General features: G+C 44.0%; 4 protein-coding genes and 1 tRNA gene. 2 read left to right on the plus strand and 3 right to left on the minus strand.

The features are described from left to right. The first annotated feature begins 200 nt into the window (after nt 1-200). Nucleotides 201-680 (plus strand): hypothetical protein, encoded by a 480-nt coding sequence (locus tag H525_RS0115235; protein WP_027416891.1) that lies wholly within the window; start codon nt 201-203, stop codon nt 678-680. Between the two features lie 238 nt (nt 681-918). Here the strand turns inward: H525_RS0115235 and acmB are convergent, their stop codons facing one another. Continuing rightward, nucleotides 919-2,109, minus strand: a complete 1,191-nt coding sequence (gene acmB / locus H525_RS0115240; RefSeq protein WP_027416892.1) for a methyl acetate hydrolase AcmB — start codon at nt 2,107-2,109, stop codon at nt 919-921. 360 nt (nt 2,110-2,469) lie between these two features. Beyond that, on the minus strand, nt 2,470-2,601 hold the full coding sequence (locus tag H525_RS29050) for a hypothetical protein (RefSeq protein ID WP_281172626.1): 132 nt from the start codon (nt 2,599-2,601) through the stop codon (nt 2,470-2,472). Between the two features lie 47 nt (nt 2,602-2,648). Between H525_RS29050 and H525_RS27445 the strand changes: the two genes are divergently transcribed. Then, nucleotides 2,649-2,792 (plus strand): hypothetical protein, encoded by a 144-nt coding sequence (locus H525_RS27445; protein ID WP_155837334.1) that lies wholly within the window; start codon nt 2,649-2,651, stop codon nt 2,790-2,792. 473 nt (nt 2,793-3,265) lie between these two features. Here the strand turns inward: H525_RS27445 and H525_RS0115265 are convergent. Next, nucleotides 3,266-3,341: transfer RNA gene (locus H525_RS0115265), tRNA-Ala, on the minus strand. Nucleotides 3,342-3,438: the final 97 nt, after the last annotated feature.

A 3,438-nucleotide genomic window follows, 5' to 3' on the forward strand; every position in this document is an offset into this window, starting at 1 on the left:
GGGGGTAAAAATTTTTCTCCTGTATCTTTCAGCCCTTGTCCTGTCCGGCTTGCAGGACATCGCAATTAGCTCAGTAAATAAAAATAGGACCTAAACCTCCGGAACCTGAGGTAGAGACTCGATTACCTTGGGGTACATCCCTGTATAATAGGCTTTCTTCTTCACCGCATTGAAGAGGGTAAGCTTTTTTATATGGACCCGTGGCGCAATTTGGCGAAACATTTCTAAGCGAGGATCCACTAGTAAATGAGATTCAAGTATTATCAGTTGATAGTGCGTATTATCGACAAACAACCATGCAACTGGCACAAGAAAAACAAGTTGAATTCAACGTATCACAACTAACAGGAAGAAAACGATCAGAAAATACGATGGGTGTGGATACGTTTGAAATGGATCCAGAGTCTGGTGTAATCAAAGCCTGTCCTGCTGGCCACTCCCCGGTTGTTTCAACGTTTAATGAAAAGCAAAACGTGTATACAGCCAAATTTTTAAAAACGGATTGTCAGTCTTGTCCTTTACTCGATCAATGCCCAATACAGCAGCAAAAAAAATTTAATACGGCTTTGAAATATAAATATTTTCAGGAACCATATGCACATATTTCAACTTGTTTGCTATGTTGGCACCTGATCAATAATTTCTTTAGCTTTAGCAGTTATGTACTGACATACATGTAGATTACTGTTCATTTTGTTCTATCTTTTCATACAGTATCAGCTCAATTCGGATTCGTACGACAGGAAAAATCACGAGACAGGTGTATCCGTTGCAACCGGTGAATAAGTAGCCTGCTGCGACCACGCTAACCCTCAGCAGATCACCCGTGGCGAAGACGGGTGATCCCACCAAAACCAGTATCAATATAATATACATTTCGGCGCTTCACATAAAAGACCGGGAAATTCTCAAGTGACATTACCGCTTTAACGTACTGTAGACCGATGACTCGAACTCGATGAAACCTAAGTAAGAAGCTACATCTTGGTATGGGAATAATTGGGAGGCCCAAAATCCACCAATGCCGTTCTTGCGGTCGATCCAGTAGAACAGGTTGGCCAGCCCCGCCCACATCAATTGGCCTGCTGGCCGACCTGTAGGGACAGGATCCTCATTTACCTGGAATGTATACGCCCACGACTTTTGCACGCCAGGGTAGAACTCACCGTTATTAGCTAGCGATGGATCGGACGAGATCCAGCCGCCGCTCTTCAATGCCCCCAGCCCGTTCTGACACATTTGCGCAACCGTTTCCGGTTTGAGTACACGACCATAAGGACCAGCACCGTCATTCAGGATCATCTGGATAAACTTCATGTACTGACCAATACTGGCATACAAACCGTGTCCTCCCATATCCATTTCGGGAGGTTGTGGCAGAATGCGGTCAGGAAGTGGTGTGATCTGACCGTCCTGGGCACGACTGTGGAGGGTCGCGCGCCGTTCCATCATCGACGGCGTTAGCGTGAATCCAATGTCGGTCATGCCCAGTGGGGAAAAAATACGCTCGGCCATCACTTCGCCCAGTCGCTTACCGCGTACAGCTTCGACTACCTTGCCAACCCAGTCAATGTTGACTCCATAGTTCCATCGTTCGCCTGGCTCAAACAGCAACACGCTATTAATCGAGGCAAAGGTACTAGTGAGGAGGGAGGGTATTTCCTTTGCATTACGATATCTTCGATCCTCATGACTGAAGAACTCATATCCGAAGCCAGCAGTGTGAAGCATGAGCATGTTAATCGTAATATCAGTTTTGGGTTCTCTTAGTTTGGGCTGCCCGTCTGCGTCAAACCCCTCAAGAACCTTAATTTCGGCAATCTCAGGCACATACTTCTTGACCGGGTCGTCGAGCCTGACTTTGCCTTCCTCAACCAATTGCATCAACGCTGTCCCGGTGATGGCCTTAGTGGTCGAGAACAGAGAAAATACCGTGTCGGTGGTCATCGGGGTTTCCTTGCCGAGCTCGCGTACCCCAGCTGCGGCCTCGTAGATGTTTCCCTCGCGGTCAGTTACCATTGCAACCACTCCAGGTACGCCACCAGCACTGCCTACGGCGTAATCCAAAACTTTGTCAAGAATATCACTGATAATTGCTTGCCTCGTCATCTCATCACAACCTTACAGTATATTCTTAATTTTCGTAACATATGTTATCATTCTCAGATAGGAACTGTCAAGTTTTTCTTATCATGGGGCTTTTTGCGATGTACCTTTTTCGTGATCGGCAGCTATGGAAGGATTGCGCAATTTATAGGGCCCGGAACGGTTTCACGGCATAATCAACACGGATGTCAACGCATGACAATGCGTCCGAACCGTAAAAAGGCGCACCAATCCCGTTATTTACAGAAACGCTTCTGTGGATAGGCGTTTCCGTGAGGGATCCAGATGTGGATATCTTCTTACGCCACCAAGTTCGCATCTTCGCCTGGTCCTCCTTAATGCGACCCAGCGCCATGGCCAGCATCACGCACAGCACAAGTCCAGCTCAGTAACAGTTCCGGCAATTTTTGAAACGGGGTCACCAATTTTTAATTTAAAATCAATCATTTTCCCGCGGAGATACCCGATTAATTTTTCTGTATCATAAAGTACCAAACAAACATCTTCTGGAATGGCTGATTCTGCTAAGAGGTGAGTGAATCGTGGAAAAGAAACCGAACAAGAACACTAATAAGAAAACAATTAAATTAAGTTATGAATCTGATGGAAAAATAGGTAAAAAGGAACATAAAATGCAACAAACCGAATCAAAAATGAACCTAAATTTTTTAATCGACACAATATAGTGAGTAATGCGGGATAATTTTCAAACTCCCAGGTGTAAATTTATCGTCACTATATTTTGCGTGGTTAACTAAAATTTTTAACTAATCAGTGTGAAATTTATCACAATATTTCTTGCTTCAAAGCGTTACAATAAAATGCATACTTAACATGTTGAGGATGGACGCTTCCCCTTGCGTATCCTCTTCCAATTCCCTCTCCCCTTTACTGGGGATTTTTTTATTTTAGCAGTCATGTTTCTAAGTGCATGATGAATGGTTCGAACTTTGTAAACAACTATCTAACAAAGAACTCCTTCGTAAACGTGCTGCAACACTTTCTGATTTAAACACACCACATTAAAGTTGCTTTGGCATAGTAAAGGTGGTCAAAATCATGGTCAAGCACATTAAAAACGAAAAAAGAGAGAGTTTATCACTCCTTCTAAAACAGCAAAAAAACCCTTGGTATACAAGGGTTTAGTTATCATAAGTATTGGTGGAGATAAGCGGGATCGAACCGCTGACCTCTACACTGCCAGTGTAGCGCTCTCCCAGCTGAGCTATACCCCCAACATCACATTCATCATTGATAAGCTTCCAAGGATTAAAACTCTTTATTTCACGGACAGTCACAGCTTTCTCGCAAAGAAAACTGTAAAATAAAAGA

Source organism: Aneurinibacillus terranovensis DSM 18919, from assembly GCF_000430625.1.
GTDB classification, from domain to species: Bacteria; Bacillota; Bacilli; order Aneurinibacillales; family Aneurinibacillaceae; genus Aneurinibacillus_B; species Aneurinibacillus_B terranovensis.

Bases quoted from the DNA above. Each gene is read 5' to 3' on its own strand.
- acmB (WP_027416892.1), bottom strand. From the start codon at position 2,109: ATGACGAGGCAAGCAATTATCAGTGATATTCTTGACAAAGTTTTGGAT.